Below are 14,433 nucleotides of genomic sequence, written 5' to 3'. Positions count from 1 at the left end.
GTTAGGTATTGCGCCTTATGTGAGTTTTGTGGCACAACTGGCGCATGATTCAGCGCGATCTCCGCAGCGGCGATCCGGAGCTCGACCGCCTCATGGCGGAGCTCCAGGCGAGTTCTCAGGAGTTCTCCGAGGTCATCGGCAAGGTCGGTGACGTGGTGGGGCAGGCCGAGAGCACGGACGGGAAGATCAAGGTGCGCGTCTCGTCCTCGGGACAGCTCCTCGGCCTGCACCTCGACCCCAGGGCGATGCGGCTGGGGTCGCAGGAGCTGGCGGGCGCGATCATGGAGCTGTCGCGGCGCGCGACCGACGACGCGGCGCGCCGGCTCATGGAGGTGACGCGCCCCTACCTCGAAGGCGACCGGCCTCCCGCCCAGGGCGATCGGCGCCGCCGATAGCCGCAGCCTCGTCACGGGCGCGCGATGAGGCTGCGCGTGCCGTGGATGAGGAACTTCTGGTACATCTCCTCCTTGGTCAGGCCGTGCTCCGCGCCGGGCAGCGGGTTGTCCCCGTGCTGCGCGTCCATCGTCATCGAGTACGTGACGGAGGACGCCATCCGAGGCAGGAAGCTGCCGGTGTTCAGCTCGGTGCCGTTCGGCAGCTTGACGTGGGTGGCGACGTTCCGCAGGCCGGGCACCTTCGCCATCAGCGCCGTGCTGCCCTCGGCCACCGTGTCGAAGGCCATGTTCGCCACGAAGTGCTCGCGGAAGGCGTCGAGGTTGTAGCCGGCCGACCTGACGTCGTTGCCCGACAGGTCCTTCTTGACGCCGCCCAGGTAGTTGATCCCCAGGGGCAGGACGACCTCGCCGGTCGCGTACGCGGCGCTGTCGGCCAGCATGTACGCGAACAGCGGCAGCAGCATGACGACGAACCGGTTGGCGGTGTACTTGAGCACCAGCGCCTTCCGCTTCATGATCGCCTGAAGGATCTTCCAGGTGACCACCTGGTAGCCGATGGTGTACATCATGTCCACCGTCAGGATCCAGCACAGCACGTGCAGGGCGTGATTGATCTTCTCGATCGTGTCGGCGTAGGCGCGGCAGGCGTTGGCCACGTTCCGGTGCTTGAGCGAGACCGCGAGCACGGCCGGGCCGTACTGGGTGGTCCAGAACTTCTTGAACTCCTCGACCGCCGGGTCCTCGCTGGTCTTCCAGACCTTCTCGGCGGCCGCGTTGGCCTCGCGGAAGTGCTTGTCGATGTCGTCGGCGACGTCGTCCAGAGTGTCGGCCAGCTCGCGGATCTTCTTCGGGTCGCCGTCCAGGTACGAGATGCCGAACAGCACCTCGGGCGCCAGCACGCCCGCGGCTCCGGCCCCGGCCATGCCGGTCAGCGCGACCTTCGCTCCGAGCCCCAGGGCCATGCCCGTCCCCTCCCTCGCCGGCCGTCAGGCCAGCTCGACCGGTGTGGTGGGCACGGCGAGGTCCTTCGGCTGCTGCTTGCCGAACTCCACCAGGTCGTGCACGAAGGCGTTCTTGTCGACCATGCTCGCCCAGTCGGCGGTCTTGACGTTCTTGCTCATGGCCGTGACGGCCGCGCCGATGGCCTCGTACGACTTGGTGAGGTTGTCCAGGGCGGTGAACAGGTCCTTCTGCGCGGCGTCGTAGCCGGGGTGGCCGTCCTTGCCCCTGCGGAAGATCAGCGCCGCCTCGTCCTCGCCGAGGTAGGCCCTGAGGGTCTCCACCGCCGAGCGGTCCAGGCTGACGGCCCTGGCGAACTCGCCGCCCTCGTCGTGGATCGCCTTGCCGGCGGCCTCCATGCTCTTGTGATCGATGTCCACAACAGCCCCTCCTGCCACTTCTGCACGGAATCGCCAGTCTCCGAACGGATTATTTCGGGGCGATGTCCTATTGGTTGCTACTTCGAAGCGAAGTCGGGTCTCGCAGTGAGAGCGCTCTCTTGACAGGGACGGTGAGATTGCCGGAAGGTTTCCGTAAAATCACGACTCGTGGATCCGATGAGGTAACCCGAATGATCCGCACCCCCCGAACATCCCGCACGTTGCTCGCTGTCGGCGCCGCGCTCGTCTCGGTGCTCGCCCTGCTCGTCCCCCTGGCCGGCACCGCGAGCGCCGCCCCCGCCCCCGGCCCGCTGGTCTGGTCCGACGAGTTCGACGGAGCCGCAGGCAGCGCCGTGAACGCCGCCAAGTGGCGCTTCGACATCGGCGGCGGCGGCTGGGGCAACAACGAGCAGCAGTACTACACCGACAGCACCCGCAACGCCGCCCTCGACGGCTCGGGCAACCTGGTCATCACCGCCCGCCGCGAGAACCCGGCCAACTACCAGTGCCACTACGGCACCTGCCAGTACACCTCGGCCCGGCTGCTCACCTCCGCCACCTTCACCCGCGCCTACGGCCGCTTCGAGGCCCGCATGAAGCTCCCCAGGGGCCAGGGCATCTGGCCGGCCTTCTGGATGCTGGGCAACGACATCGGCTCGGTCGGCTGGCCCAACAGCGGCGAGATCGACATCATGGAGAACATCGGCCGCGAGCCGAACACCGTCCACGGCACCATCCACGGCCCCGGCTACTCCGGCGGGGGCGGCATCGGCGCGGGTTACACCATCGGCGGCGCGTTCGCCGACGCCTTCCACACCTTCGCCGTCGACTGGTCGCCCAACCTGATCGTCTGGTACGTGGACGGCGTGGAGTACCAGCGGCGCACCCCCGCCGACCTCGGCGGCAACCGCTGGGTCTTCGACCACCCGTTCTTCATGATCATGAACGTCGCGGTCGGCGGCAACTGGCCCGGCTACCCCGACGCGACCACCACGTTCCCGCAGACGATGACCGTCGACTACGTCCGCGTCTACGCCCCGCCCACCGACACCGGCACCGGCGGCCGCATCACCGGCATCGGCGGCAAGTGCGTCGACGTGGCCGGGGCCGCCACCGCCAACGGCACCGCCGTCCAGCTCTGGGACTGCAACGGCACGGGCGCCCAGAACTGGTCGTGGAACGCCGACGGCTCGGTGCGCGCGCTCGGCAAGTGCATGGACGTCACCAGCGGCGCCACGGCCAACGGCGCGAAGGTGCAGCTCTACGACTGCAACGGCACCGGCGCCCAGAAGTGGACGTACAACTCCGGCAACGGCCAGATCGTCAACCCGCAGTCGGGCAGGTGCCTCGACGCGACCGACGTGAGCTCGGCCAACGGCACCCGCCTGCAGATCTGGGACTGCGGCGGCGGCGCCAACCAGAAGTGGTCCCGTTCCTGAGAGAGCGCGTTCTCGGCGGCCCCGCCCGGTGAACGGGCGGGGCCGCGTCATTCCCCGCGGGGAATTGTCCCGGCCCGCGCGGTCACCGCAGGATCGGCCCATGACCGACACGACGACCGGCACGACGACCGGCACGACGACCGGCACGACGACGAGACGGCGGATGCTCGGCTGGCGCGCGCGCAGCGGGGCCGGGATCGACGGGCTGGAGCTGCGCGAGGAGCCGGAGCCCGTCCCCGGTCCCGGCGAGGTGCTGGTGGCGGTGCGGGCGGTCACGCTCGGCTACCGGGAGCTGCTGGTGCTGCGGGGCGAGTACGTCCTGCCGGTCAAGGACGACCTGGTGCCGGTGTCGGACGGCGCGGGTGAGGTGGTGGAGCTCGGGCCGGGGGTGCGGCGGGCGCGGATCGGCGACCGGGTGACGGCCGGGCTGTTCCCGTACTGGCTGGACGGGCCGTTCGGCCGGCCTGAGCACTTCCCGCAGCTCGGCGGCTCGCTGGACGGCTGGCTCGCCCAGAAGGTGGTCCTGCCGGAGAGCGCCCTCGTGCCGGTGCCCGCCCACCTGTCCTACGCCGAGGCCGCGACGCTGCCGTGCGCCGCGGTGACCGCCTGGCACGCGCTGGACGGCGTACGGGCCGGCGACACCGTGCTGACGCTCGGCACCGGCGGCGTGTCGCTGTTCGCGGCCCAGCTCGCCAAGCTGCTCGGCGCGCGGGTCCTCGCCACCACCGGCGACGCCGCCAAGGCCGGGCGGCTGCGCGCGCTGGGCGTGGACGAGGTGGTGGTCCGCGGCGACGGCGACTGGCCCGAGCGGGTACGCGCGCTCACGGACGGCGGGCGGGGCGTGGACCGGGTCGTCGACGTGGTGGGCGACCTGCCGCGCGCGCTCCGCGCGGTGGCGATGTCGGGGGAGGTGGCGCTGGTCGGGTTCCTCGGCGGGGAGCCGCCCGTGCTGGATCCGCGGGCGCTGTTCGGGGCCGGCGCGCGGGTACGGCCGCTCGCGGTGGGGAGCCGGGCCCAGTTCGAGGCGATGAACCGGGCCATCGAGGCGGGCGGGATGCGGCCGGTGGTGGACCGGGTGTTCGGGTTCGAGGAGGCCGTCGCGGCCTTCCGCCACTACGCGGAAGAGCGCCCGTTCGGCAAGGTGGTCATCGCCCTCTGAGAGCCGGCAGCCGCAGCACGAAGCGGGCGCCCGCGTCGGAGTCCTCGATCGTCAGCGTGCCGCCGTGCGTCCGGGCGATCTCGCGGGCGATCGGCAGGCCGAGCCCGGTGCCTCCCGCGTCCCTGCTGCGGGAGGCGTCGAGGCGGGTGAAGCGCTGGAAGACCATCTCGCGGTGCTCGGGCGCGATGCCCGCGCCGTCGTCCAGCACCTCCAGCACGGCCTCCCCGCCCTGCTGCCGCACGGTGACGAGGATCTTCCGCTCGGCGTGCCGTTCCGCGTTGTCCAGCAGGTTGGTGAGCAGGCGGACGAGCTGGAGCGGGTCGCCGCTGACGACGACGCCCGGCCGCAGGCTGGTGATCACCTGCTTGGCGCGGGGCCGGACGGTCTCGGCGGCCACCAGTTCGCCGAGGTCCACCTGCTCCCGGGAGGAGGGCGCGCCGGCGTCCAGCTTGGTGAGGGTGAGCAGGTCGGCGACGATGGCCTGGAGCCGGTCGAGGCTGGTCAGCACCTCACGCCCGGTCTCCGGCCAATCGGTGTCCTCGGGGTGGAGCAGCGCGTCCTCGACCTGGGTGCGCATGGCGGTGATCGGGCTGCGCAGGTCGTGTGAGGCGTCGGTGGCGAACCTGCGCTGCCGCTCCATCGCGAGCTCCTGCTGGTGTCTCGCCTTCTCCAGCCGCTCCAGCATGTGGTTGCCGGTCACGGCGAGGTCCCTGATCTCGTCGTCGTGCTGCGTGACGGGCAGACGCATCGGGCCGTCGCCGCCCGCCGTGATGTCGGCCAGTTTCCTCGTGATGGCGCTGACCGGGGCGAGCGCCCTGGCCACGATGTGGGAGACCCCGAAGTAGGCCAGCGCGACCAGCAGCGCCGTGACGACCACCTGGAAGACGATCAGCCGCGGGCTGACGTACCAGGGGACGGACGGGGCGAAGGCGAGGATGCGGTAGTCGCCTTCCGGCTGGTAGGCGATCAGCCCGGCCACCGTCTTGCAGGAGCCGGGGAAGGCGGGCAGGTCGCAGACCTCGTCGGCGACGTCGCTGGCCATGGTCCCGCGCGGGACGACGGTCGTCTGCCGGGGCTGCCCGGCCAGGTTGGGGGTCGAGGAGATCGGTCGGCCGGACGGGTCGAGCACCTGGATGCCGTCGAGGCCGTTGGCCGGCAGGATCGCGCCGAGCCTGTTCCGCTTGATCAGCAGGAGCACGAACAGGGCCTTGCCCGACGTCTCGTGCGCGTGGGCGATCGCGGCCTGGTTCCGGACGCCCCACACCACGAACGCGCTGACCACCACGTTCAGCAGCAGCATCACGATGGCCGCGTACAGTGCCAGCCGGCTGCGGAGCGAATGCCCCAAACGTGTCTTCACGCCCCTCCCCCGCTGGCCAGGACATCACAGCCCATGTCTTCGGCGAAGGATCAGCCACCCCAAGGTTGGATAAAAAGGTCGCGGCGGCGGCACGACTGTCCGCGGCCGGGCAGGGAAGTGACCCGGCTGATGTCCTCCCCTGATCTTGTCCTGGCCCTCGCGGGCGCCGCCGCGCTGCTCGCCGCCGTCCTGCCCGGCCTGCTGGCCCGCCGGGCGATCTCGCTTCCCCTCGTGTACCTGCTCGCCGGCATGGCGCTGTACCTGCTGCCGATCGGGCTTCCCGAGCCCGACCCCGTCGTCCACCGGACCGCCGTCGAGCACGTCACCGAGATCTGCGTGCTGGTCTCGCTCATGGGCGCCGGGCTGGCGCTCAACCGGGCGGCCGGGTTACGGAGCTGGTCGAGCACGTGGCGGCTGCTCGGCTGGGCCATGCCGCTGACCGTCGCCGGGGTCGCCGCCGCCGCGACGGGCATCCTCGGCTGGCCGCTCGCCGCCGCGCTCCTGCTCGGGGCGGTGCTCGCGCCGACCGACCCGGTGCTCGCCTCCGACGTCAGCGTGGGCGAGCCGGTCGACGCCGAGAACGCCGACGACGAGGTCCGCTTCGCCCTCACCTCCGAGGCCGGGCTGAACGACGGCCTCGCCTTCCCCTTCGTGTACGCCGCCATCGCCCTCGCCACCGTCGGCGGCACGGGCTGGCTGGGCGAATGGGCGCTGACCGACGTGCTCTACCGGGTGGTCGCGGGCGTGGTCTGCGGCCTGCTCATCGGCCGCCTGATCGGCCGGCTCACCTTCCACTCGCCGGCGGAGGAGCTGCGCCTGGCCGAGCGCCGCGACGGCTTCGTGGCGCTGGCCGCCACCCTCCTCGCCTACGGGGTGACCGAGCTGGCCGGCGGCTACGGCTTCATCGCCGTGTTCGTCACCGCCTGCGCCATCCGCAGGGTCGAGCACGGCCACGGCTACAACAGCGTCCTGCACGGCTTCGTCGAGCAGCTCGAACGGCTCTTCACCGCCTGGCTGCTGCTCCTGCTCGGCGGCTTCGTGGCGGCCGGGGGCCTGGCCCCGCTCACCTGGGGCGGCGCCGCCGTCGGCCTGCTGCTGCTCCTGGTCATCCGCCCGCTGGCTGGCTGGCTCTCCCAGCTCCGCGGCCCGGCCGGGCCACGGGAGCGGGGGGTGATCTCGTTCTTCGGCATCCGGGGGATCGGGTCGCTGTTCTATCTGGCGTACGCGCTGGGCCACGCCGACTTCGGCGTGCCCGCGGAGGAGCTGTGGGCGGTGACCGCCTTCACCGTGGTGGTCTCGGTCGTCCTGCACGGCATCACCGCCACCCCGGCCATGAACCGCCTCGACGCGCTCCGCGAGCGCGTCGAGGCGGGCGGCCGGAGCTAGGGGCGGGTCACCGGCGGGCGTACGTCCAGCCGGGCAGACCGGGCCGCGGACCCGGGTACGGACGCGGCGCGCTCTTGGCGCTCACCTCGGCGGGCGGTACCGCCGGGCAGCGGGCGCCCTTGGCGGGAAGCTCGCCGGAGACCAGGTAACGGTCGATGGCGCCCGTCGGGCACTCGCCGTGGCCGTAGATGCCGTGGCCCCACCCTTCGTACGTCAGCAGCCGGGCCTCCCGCCCGATCTGCGCCGCCGCGTTGACCGCCCACGGGTAGGGCGTGGCGGGGTCGTGCAGGGAGTTGCCGACCAGCAGCGTCGGCGAGCCGTCCACCTTCAGCCGGTGCTGCGGGTTCGGCGTGCGCGTGCCCTGGCAGGTCAGCGTCAGCGGGTGCGCCGCTGAGCTGATCAGCATGTCCGGGGCGATGGCCGCCGACCTGCGGAGCAGCCGGTCCCATTCGCGGAAGTCGCGTACGGGCAGCGCGTAGTCCTGGCAGAAGACGAAGCTCGCGTCGTTGATGGTCTCCTCGGCGGCGACGGCGGCCTTCTTGGCGGTCACCGGGGCGAGGAGGGGGCTCACGGTCCCCGTGCCGCTCTCCATGGCCGCCAGCAGCTCGGCCAGCTCGCGCCAGATCGGGCCGTAGAAGGCGCTGAAGGCGATCCCGACGAGGTCGAGCTTGCGCAGCACGAAATCAGGCTGCCCGGGGAAGGTCAGCTCGCCGCGCTCGGCCTTCGCCAGCAGCTCGTGCCAGAGCGCGCGGACGTCCCTGCCGTGCAGCGCGCAGGTGTCGGTCCGGCCGCACCAGGTCACGAACTCGTCGAAGGAGTCCTGCGCGGTCCACGACTCGGTGTCCAGGAACGCCTGGGTGCCGAGGCTGTGGTCCATGTTGCTGTCGAGCGCGAGGGCGCGGACCCGGCGGGGGTAGCGCTCGGCGTAGAGCTGGCCGATTAGCGTGCCGTAGGAGATGCCGTAGTAGGTGAGCTTGTCGTCGCCGAGCGCGGCGCGCAGGGCGTCGAGGTCGCGGATCACGTTACCGGTGTGGACGTGGTCGAACAGCGGGCCGGTGCGCCGGCGGCAGTCGTCGGCGTAGCGCCGGTTGAAGGCCAGCATCGCGTTCCAGTCGGCCTGGCCGCGCAGCGCGGTCGGGTCGGGGGCCTGGACGGCGAGCTCCAGCGAGCAGGTGATGGGGTGGCTGCGGGCCACGCCGCGCGGGTCGAAGCCGACCACGTCGAACCGGCTGGTGATCTCGGGGGTGAAGCCGAGCCACTCGCCCAGCACGGCGTCCACGCCGGAGCCACCGGGGCCGCCGGGGTTGATCACCAGGGAGCCGATGCGGGCGGCCGGGTCGCTCGCCCTGCGCCGGGCGAGGGCCAGCTCGAAGGTCCCGCCGCGCGGGTTGTTCCAGTCGATCGGCACGGTCAGCGTCCCGCACTCGACGGCGGCGTTCTCCGCGCAGGGGGCCCACCGCAGGGCCGGCGCCGCGCCCGTCGCGCCGGTCGTGCTGGTGGCGGCCGGGTCGGCCGGGGCGGCTGTCGCGCCGGCGGCGGTCGCCGGCGCGAGCGGCGCGACGAGACCCAGGAGGAGGGCGAGGATCAGGACTGGTCTTCGCATCACGATTCCCATCGTCGGGGGACTCGATCATCGGTCAGCGAACCCGACAAGAGCATCCGACTGAAGTAGGAAATCGTGTCATACCAGGGTCCCAGCCGGGGTCACCCGCGTACGGCGCACAGCAGCCGGTTGTTGCCGCGCTGCCAGAGCGTGCCCACCTCGCCGAACCCGGCCGCCCGCAGCGCCTCGACGTGCTCCGACAGCAGGTGGGACTCCGAGCCGTGGTGGTCCGCCCCGGCGGTGGTCCGCTCGCGGTCGAGCTCGGCGAGCGCCGGGTCCGCGCTGACGGCCTCCCACCAGGCGCGCCAGTCCTCGGGCCGCTCGGCGCCGAAGACCCGCTCGGTCTCGCGCTCGTGCAGCGCGCGCTCCAGCCGGGCGAGCTCGGGCGTGACGTCGTCGCTGTCCAGGTGGTCGCCGTTGAGCAGCAGTCCGCCGGGGCGGAGCACCCCGGCCAGCTCGGTGTAGACCCTGAGCAGGTCGGGGCCGGAGATCCAGTGCAGCGCGGTCGTGCTGACGGCCGCGTCCGCGGGCCGGTCGAGGCCGAGCAGGTCGCTCCAGCCGGGCGTACGCAGATCGGCGGGGACGAACGTGAGCCCCGGATAGGCCGCACGGCCGAGCCCGAGCAGCAGCGGGTCGGCGTCCACGGACACGACCCTGGCCTCGGGCAGCCGTTCCACGATCCGCGCCGACAGCGACCCGGGCCCGCACCCCAGGTCGATGACCAGCGGATCGGGCCGGTCCAGGGCTTCGAGGGCGTCGATCAGGGCGGTGAAGCGCTCCTCGCGGTCGGGCAGGTAGCCCTCCTGCTGGCGGTCCCAGCGCGCGATCCACTCCCGTGCGGCATCGTGAGTGAGCACAGACATCTCCTTGTGACTGTCGTTTATGCTTTCGTCAGTCACAACATAGAACGCGAAGGTGTAACCGGTCAATTGGACTTCAACAGTCACACCGATGGAGTGGTCCGGGTGACGGTGGCGTTGGTGAACGCCCTGACCCCCGGCGAGCAGCGCGGACGCCCCTATCCGGGGCCCGCGGACGCCGGCGTCGCGGCCACCGACGCGCTGCGGACCGTCTACCGGACGTACCGGGAGGTGAGCGCCGCCGAGGGCGGCGAGCTGGCCGCGGTCGCCGCCCGCCTGCGCGCGGTCTTCGCCGCCGTCGCGGCCGGCGACGTCGACACCGCCGCTATCACGGTCAACGGGCTGCTGGAGGAGTTCCGCGCCCGCCCGATGCTCGAACGACACGACGGCGAGCCCTGGCACCTGCACTTCCACGGCCCGAGCGGCACTCCGGCCGGCGAGTGGGGGGCGAGCTGCGCGACGGGCCTCGCCATCGTGCTCGGCGGTGAGTTCGCCGAGCGGCTCGGGGTGTGCACGGCGCCGCACTGCGACCGCGTCTACGTGGACGTCTCGCGCAACGGCACCCGCAGGTTCTGCTCCACGGCCTGCCAGAACCGGGTCAAGACGGCCGCCTTCCGCGCCCGGGGCCGTGCGGGGGAGTGAAAGCCCCCCTGCTCCAGCTCCCCGTGCGCGGACGGGGAGCTGGAGCCCGTTCTAACCGGCTTCCTGCGCCGGGGCGCCGAGCCGTTCCGCCTCTTCGTGCAGCGCGAGGACCAGCACCAGCTCCAGGCGGAGCTCGTCGAGGTCCGGCGCGGCGAGGCCGCCGAGGACGCGCATCATCAGCCTCCCTGCCGATGAGACGCCCCAAGGGTCACACGGGATTACCGACCGGGCCCTCGGATCTGAACCGTTCCCACGCCGACTGGCGCGTCATGCCGAGCGCGGAGCCGATGCGTTCCCAGCTCACGTTCCGGTCGCGGAGTTGCGCGACCCAGTCGTGCAGATTGTCGTCCACCTGAGCCTGTACGGCGGCGATTTTCGGCAGATGGTCGAGGATTTCCTGATCGGACATGGATTCCCAGGCGGGAAGCCGGGGCTCCGGGGAAGCGGTGGTGCGTTCGCTTTCCAGGATTACGTTGCACAGGTCTACGCATTCGTTGCAGATGTGTACACCTGGGCCTGCGATGAGTTTGCTCACTTCCGCGCTTCTCTTGTGACAGAAGGAGCACCGGAGTTTGTCTTTCCAGTCAGGCATGGCCTGACGATACGCCCGTCAGGCGACTCCTGACAAGCCTTGCCGCGAATCTCGCGCGAACTGCTCCTCCACGATGGCCCGGCGCTCCTCGGTGATGCGCCCGCAGATCGCCACGTAGGCGTTCAGCACCTTGCAGTACGACTGCCGCGCCCGCTCCACGTCCGCACGCAGGGCGAGGACGCGTTCGGCGTCGCCGCTCAGCTCGGCCTCGGCCAGCAGCGCGCGGGCCTCGGCGACGATCTCCTCGGCGCGCCTTCTCGTACGGCGGAGCAGCGCCGAGCATTCGTGCAACTCGGTCAACCGAGCCGAGGAGACGATGAACTCAGCGACATGCACGGCCGATCCCATTTCCTGCCACCTCCCGGTCACGGTTGCCTAACTGTAGACGCGCGTACCCCATGAGTGGATCACACGGTCCGTAGGGGAGTACCTCAGTGCACCCCCCGGAGAGGTTTCTACCACCGGGAGGGAAAACCTCTTTCCTGAGCCGCGTTCGGTCGCGCGGTAATGCGGCAATTGGCGGCCCTGCCGGTGCCTATTGGCGAAATGCGGTCATTATCCGTTGTCTGCAAAAAGCCGGAGACGAAGACAGCCGATCGGCCCCCCGGAGGTCGCGTCTTGGTCACATACTGAGACCACAACGCGACTGACAGTGATCACGGGAGTGGTGGAGCGATGCCGGCGCCTGGCAACGACGACGCGGTGGACGTCAGTGTCGTCATCCCCGCACACAACTGCCGCGACTACCTGGACAGATGCCTCACGTCCGTGCTGGTGCAGCGGGTGAAGAAGGAGATCGTCGTGGTGGACGACGGCTCCACCGACGGCAGCGCCGACCTGCTCGACCTCTACGCCGCCTACCACCGCGACAGCGTGCGCGTCGTGCACATCAGGGGCGGCGGCGGCGCCGGCCGCCCGCGCAACGTCGGCATGGAGCACGCCACCGGCCGCTACGTGTTCTTCTGCGACGCCGACGACTACCTCGGCCCCGAGGCGCTCGAACGCATGGTGGCCATGGGCGACCGCAACGGCTCCGACATCGTCCTCGGCAAGATCGTCGGGCACGGCCGCCGCGCGCCGCAGTCGATGTTCCAGCACAACGCCGACCGCGCCGACCTCGGCGACAGCACCGTCTACAACAGCCTGAGCTGCTTCAAGCTGTTCCGCAGAGACCTGCTGGAGCGTCACCGCATCCGCTTCGGCGAGGGCATGCTCGTCGGCGAGGACATCATCTTCACCGTCCACGCCTACTGCCACGCCCGGGTCATCTCCGTGGTCGCCGACTACGACTGCTACCACCTGGTGTCCAGGCCCGACGGCAGCAGCATCATGCAGCAGCCGGGCAGCCGCGACCCGCTCGCGTGGCTCGCCATGATCCGCGAGCCGATCCGGCTCATGGCCCGGCACATCCCGCCCGGCGCGCTCCGCGACCACCTGCTGCGCCGGCACTTCAGGCTCGACGCCTTCGCCCAGCTCGGCTTGGTCTTCCTGGAGAGCGACGACATCCGGCGCAAGGACATCGCCCGCGAGGTCGCCGCCCTGTGCGAGGAGTGGTACACCCCGGGCGTGCACGAGCGGCTCAACAGCATCGACCGGCAGCGGGCGGGCGCGCTCGACGACATCGACCGGCTGGTGCGCCTGGCCCGCATCGAAAGCGCCACCGTACGCCGCCGGCTGACCGGGCTGAGCTGGGACGGCGACCGCCTGGTGGTGACGGGAGCCGCCCGCCTCGACGGGATCAGCAGGGACGACGGGGTCACGCTGGTCCTGCGCTCGCGCTACGACCCGCACGCCGAGCTGGTCGTGCCCGCCCGGCGCAAGGGCGGCGAGTTCGTCGCCCCGATCGACGTGGCGGCGCTCGACTCCGGCGTCTGGGACCTCCGGGTCGCCGTCGAGCTGGAGGGCGTGGTGCGTCACGGCCGGCTCGGCGCCGAGCGCGACAAGGGCGTCGCCCGCCCGGAGCCCCGGCTGGTGGGCGAGATGGCGGTGCTCCCTTACTTCACCCGCGACAACGGCAACCTGAGCATCGACGTCGGCGGGCACGTGGTCGACGTGCCCGGCGCGGTGCGCCTGCTGCGCACCCGCTGGTCGCTCGGGCGCCGGCTGCAGGTGCACGGCGAGGTGAGCGTCGCCGGGTCCACCCCGTCCGCCGCGGCGGTCCGGCAGCTCGTCTGGCGCGAGCGGCGCAGCGGGCGCGAGCGGGCCGAGCCGGTGACGGCGCTGCCCGGCGGCGCTTTCACGGCCAGGCCCGCGATCGGGCGGCTCGCGCCCGGCACCTGGGACGCCTACCTGGAGCTCGATCTCGGCGGTCCGCCCGCGCGGTTCAGGATCGAGGCCGACGCGGACGCGGTCGCCACGCCGCGCCGGTGGCCGGGGGCCGCCCTGCTGCGGAGCGTGCGGCCGTACGCGACGTCGGGCAAGGGACGGCTGAGCGCGGTGGTCAGGCGGATGTCGGCCAGGAGCCTCGCGAGGCGCATTCTCAAGTAATTGCCACCCATGTGCAGGTGCAACACCATGTCCTAAAGTAGGGGGTTGTTCGTCCCCATTTGGCGGGTCGTCCCCTTTTTGGGAGGCAAGGTCGTGCACGTACCTGATGGGTTCTTCAATGTGGCGACGTCGGTTTCCGCCGGAGCGGTGGCGGCGGCCGGCGTCGCCGTGTGCCTGCGCGGCGCGCGGCGGGAGCTCGACGACCGTACCGCGCCCATGGCCGGGCTGGTCGCGGCCTTCATCTTCGCCGTCCAGATGCTCAACTTCCCCGTCGCGGCCGGCACCAGCGGGCACCTGCTGGGAGGGGCGCTCGCCGCGATACTCGTCGGCCCCTACACCGGCGTGTTGTGCATGGCCGTGGTCCTCCTCGTCCAGGCCGTGTTCTTCGCCGACGGCGGGCTGACCGCGCTGGGCGTCAACGTCACGATCATGGGCCTGGTCACCGTGCTCGCCGGATGGGCGGTCTTCCGCGTGGTCACCGGCTTCGCGCGGGGCAAGGGCGGGGTGACGGCGGCGGCCTTCCTCGCGGCGCTGGTCTCCGTACCGGCCTCGGCGCTGGTGTTCACGCTGCTGTTCTGGATCGGCGGCACCGCGCCGATCTCGGTCGGCGCGGTCGCGGCGGCGATGGGCGGCGTGCACCTGCTCATCGGCATCGGCGAGGGCGTCATCACGGCGGTCACCGTGGGCGCGGTCCTGGCCGTCCGGCCCGACCTCGTGTACGGCGCGCGCAATCTGGCCAGGCCGCTGGTGCTGCGCGGCGCGGACGGCGAGAGCACGACCGTGGCCGTGCCCCAGCCCGTGGCGGCGGCGCCGGCGGGAGGGCGGCTCAAGCCGTTCCTGCTCGGCGGCGTCGGCGTGACGCTGGTGCTGGCCGGGCTCGTGTCGTTCTTCGCCTCGCCCGACCCCGACGGGCTGGAGGCCGTGGCCGAGAACCAGGGCTTCGGCGGGCAGGCGGGCGAGCACGCCTTCGGCGGATGGGCGCTGGCCGACTACGGCGAGGTCGGCGGGATCCCGGTCGGCATCGCCGGGATCATCGGCGTCGGCCTGGTGCTGCTCATCGCCGGAGCGGTGGCCTTCGCCGCCAGGAACCGCGACGCCGCCACGAAGCGCGACGGCGTCAGGGCGTGACGA

15 protein-coding genes are annotated in these 14,433 nt (G+C 71.7%); 7 read left to right on the top strand and 8 right to left on the bottom strand.

Features of this window, described 5'->3' with window-relative positions; all coding sequences use genetic code 11:
• Positions 1 to 44 precede the first annotated feature (44 nt).
• Positions 45 to 395, top strand: coding sequence for a YbaB/EbfC family nucleoid-associated protein (locus ACBR40_RS33280; protein WP_364462975.1), 351 nt, complete (start codon positions 45 to 47; stop codon positions 393 to 395).
• Positions 396 to 406: 11 nt separating this feature from the next.
• On the opposite strand, the gene ACBR40_RS33275 is transcribed toward ACBR40_RS33280, so the two are convergent.
• Both ACBR40_RS33275 and ACBR40_RS33270 read right to left on the bottom strand, forming a co-directional pair.
• On the bottom strand, positions 407 to 1,357 hold the full coding sequence (locus tag ACBR40_RS33275; RefSeq protein WP_364462978.1) for a hypothetical protein: 951 nt from the start codon (positions 1,355 to 1,357) through the stop codon (positions 407 to 409).
• Positions 1,358 to 1,381: 24 nt separating this feature from the next.
• Complete coding sequence (locus tag ACBR40_RS33270) at positions 1,382 to 1,774, bottom strand: hypothetical protein (protein ID WP_344217856.1); 393 nt, start codon at positions 1,772 to 1,774, stop codon at positions 1,382 to 1,384.
• Positions 1,775 to 1,995: 221 nt separating this feature from the next.
• Between ACBR40_RS33270 and ACBR40_RS33265 the strand changes: the two genes are divergently transcribed.
• Together ACBR40_RS33265 and ACBR40_RS33260 are read left to right on the top strand one after the other, a co-directional pair.
• On the top strand, positions 1,996 to 3,213 hold the full coding sequence (locus ACBR40_RS33265; protein WP_371251280.1) for a ricin-type beta-trefoil lectin domain protein: 1,218 nt from the start codon (positions 1,996 to 1,998) through the stop codon (positions 3,211 to 3,213).
• Between the two features lie 100 nt (positions 3,214 to 3,313).
• Positions 3,314 to 4,372, top strand: coding sequence for an NAD(P)-dependent alcohol dehydrogenase (locus ACBR40_RS33260; RefSeq protein WP_371251279.1), 1,059 nt, complete (start codon positions 3,314 to 3,316; stop codon positions 4,370 to 4,372).
• On the opposite strand, the gene ACBR40_RS33255 is transcribed toward ACBR40_RS33260, so the two are convergent.
• On the bottom strand, positions 4,359 to 5,732 hold the full coding sequence (locus ACBR40_RS33255; protein ID WP_371251278.1) for a sensor histidine kinase: 1,374 nt from the start codon (positions 5,730 to 5,732) through the stop codon (positions 4,359 to 4,361). The two genes, ACBR40_RS33260 and ACBR40_RS33255, sit on opposite strands and share 14 nt — an antisense overlap.
• A 129-nt stretch (positions 5,733 to 5,861) precedes the next feature.
• Between ACBR40_RS33255 and ACBR40_RS33250 the strand changes: the two genes are divergently transcribed.
• Complete coding sequence (locus ACBR40_RS33250; RefSeq protein WP_371251277.1) at positions 5,862 to 7,118, top strand: cation:proton antiporter; 1,257 nt, start codon at positions 5,862 to 5,864, stop codon at positions 7,116 to 7,118.
• A gap of 7 nt (positions 7,119 to 7,125) precedes the next feature.
• On the opposite strand, the gene ACBR40_RS33245 is transcribed toward ACBR40_RS33250, so the two are convergent.
• On the bottom strand, positions 7,126 to 8,721 hold the full coding sequence (locus ACBR40_RS33245; RefSeq protein WP_371251344.1) for an alpha/beta hydrolase: 1,596 nt from the start codon (positions 8,719 to 8,721) through the stop codon (positions 7,126 to 7,128).
• Between the two features lie 101 nt (positions 8,722 to 8,822).
• On the bottom strand, positions 8,823 to 9,584 hold the full coding sequence (locus ACBR40_RS33240; protein ID WP_344217846.1) for a class I SAM-dependent methyltransferase: 762 nt from the start codon (positions 9,582 to 9,584) through the stop codon (positions 8,823 to 8,825).
• 102 nt (positions 9,585 to 9,686) lie between these two features.
• Between ACBR40_RS33240 and ACBR40_RS33235 the strand changes: the two genes are divergently transcribed.
• The gene (locus tag ACBR40_RS33235; protein ID WP_371251276.1) at positions 9,687 to 10,223 is read left to right on the top strand and encodes a CGNR zinc finger domain-containing protein; all 537 of its coding nucleotides are present in this window, start codon (positions 9,687 to 9,689) and stop codon (positions 10,221 to 10,223) included.
• A gap of 51 nt (positions 10,224 to 10,274) precedes the next feature.
• Here ACBR40_RS33235 and ACBR40_RS33230 read toward each other — a convergent pair whose 3' ends face one another.
• The 3 genes from ACBR40_RS33230 to ACBR40_RS33220 are packed head-to-tail and all read right to left on the bottom strand — an operon-like array spanning position 10,275 to position 11,151.
• Positions 10,275 to 10,400: a hypothetical protein gene (locus ACBR40_RS33230; RefSeq protein WP_281249570.1), complete on the bottom strand. Its 126-nt coding sequence runs from the start codon at positions 10,398 to 10,400 to the stop codon at positions 10,275 to 10,277.
• Positions 10,401 to 10,431: 31 nt separating this feature from the next.
• Entirely contained in the window at positions 10,432 to 10,815 is a 384-nt protein-coding gene (locus ACBR40_RS33225) for a ClpX C4-type zinc finger protein (RefSeq protein WP_371251275.1), read from the bottom strand.
• Positions 10,816 to 10,833: 18 nt separating this feature from the next.
• Positions 10,834 to 11,151: a hypothetical protein gene (locus ACBR40_RS33220; protein ID WP_371251274.1), complete on the bottom strand. Its 318-nt coding sequence runs from the start codon at positions 11,149 to 11,151 to the stop codon at positions 10,834 to 10,836.
• Positions 11,152 to 11,490: 339 nt separating this feature from the next.
• On the opposite strand from ACBR40_RS33220, the gene ACBR40_RS33215 reads away from it, so the two are divergent.
• Both ACBR40_RS33215 and ACBR40_RS33210 read left to right on the top strand, forming a co-directional pair.
• Positions 11,491 to 13,302: a glycosyltransferase family 2 protein gene (locus ACBR40_RS33215; RefSeq protein WP_371251273.1), complete on the top strand. Its 1,812-nt coding sequence runs from the start codon at positions 11,491 to 11,493 to the stop codon at positions 13,300 to 13,302.
• Positions 13,303 to 13,395: 93 nt separating this feature from the next.
• Positions 13,396 to 14,430, top strand: a complete 1,035-nt coding sequence (locus tag ACBR40_RS33210) for an energy-coupling factor ABC transporter permease (protein ID WP_371251272.1) — start codon at positions 13,396 to 13,398, stop codon at positions 14,428 to 14,430.
• The last annotated feature ends 3 nt before the right edge of the window (positions 14,431 to 14,433 follow it).

The organism is Nonomuraea sp. AD125B (assembly GCF_041402765.1).
In the GTDB taxonomy this organism is placed as follows: Bacteria; Actinomycetota; Actinomycetes; order Streptosporangiales; family Streptosporangiaceae; genus Nonomuraea; species Nonomuraea bangladeshensis.
Note: the sequence above shows the minus strand (reverse complement) of the source record. Positions and strands in the feature narration are given on the sequence as shown.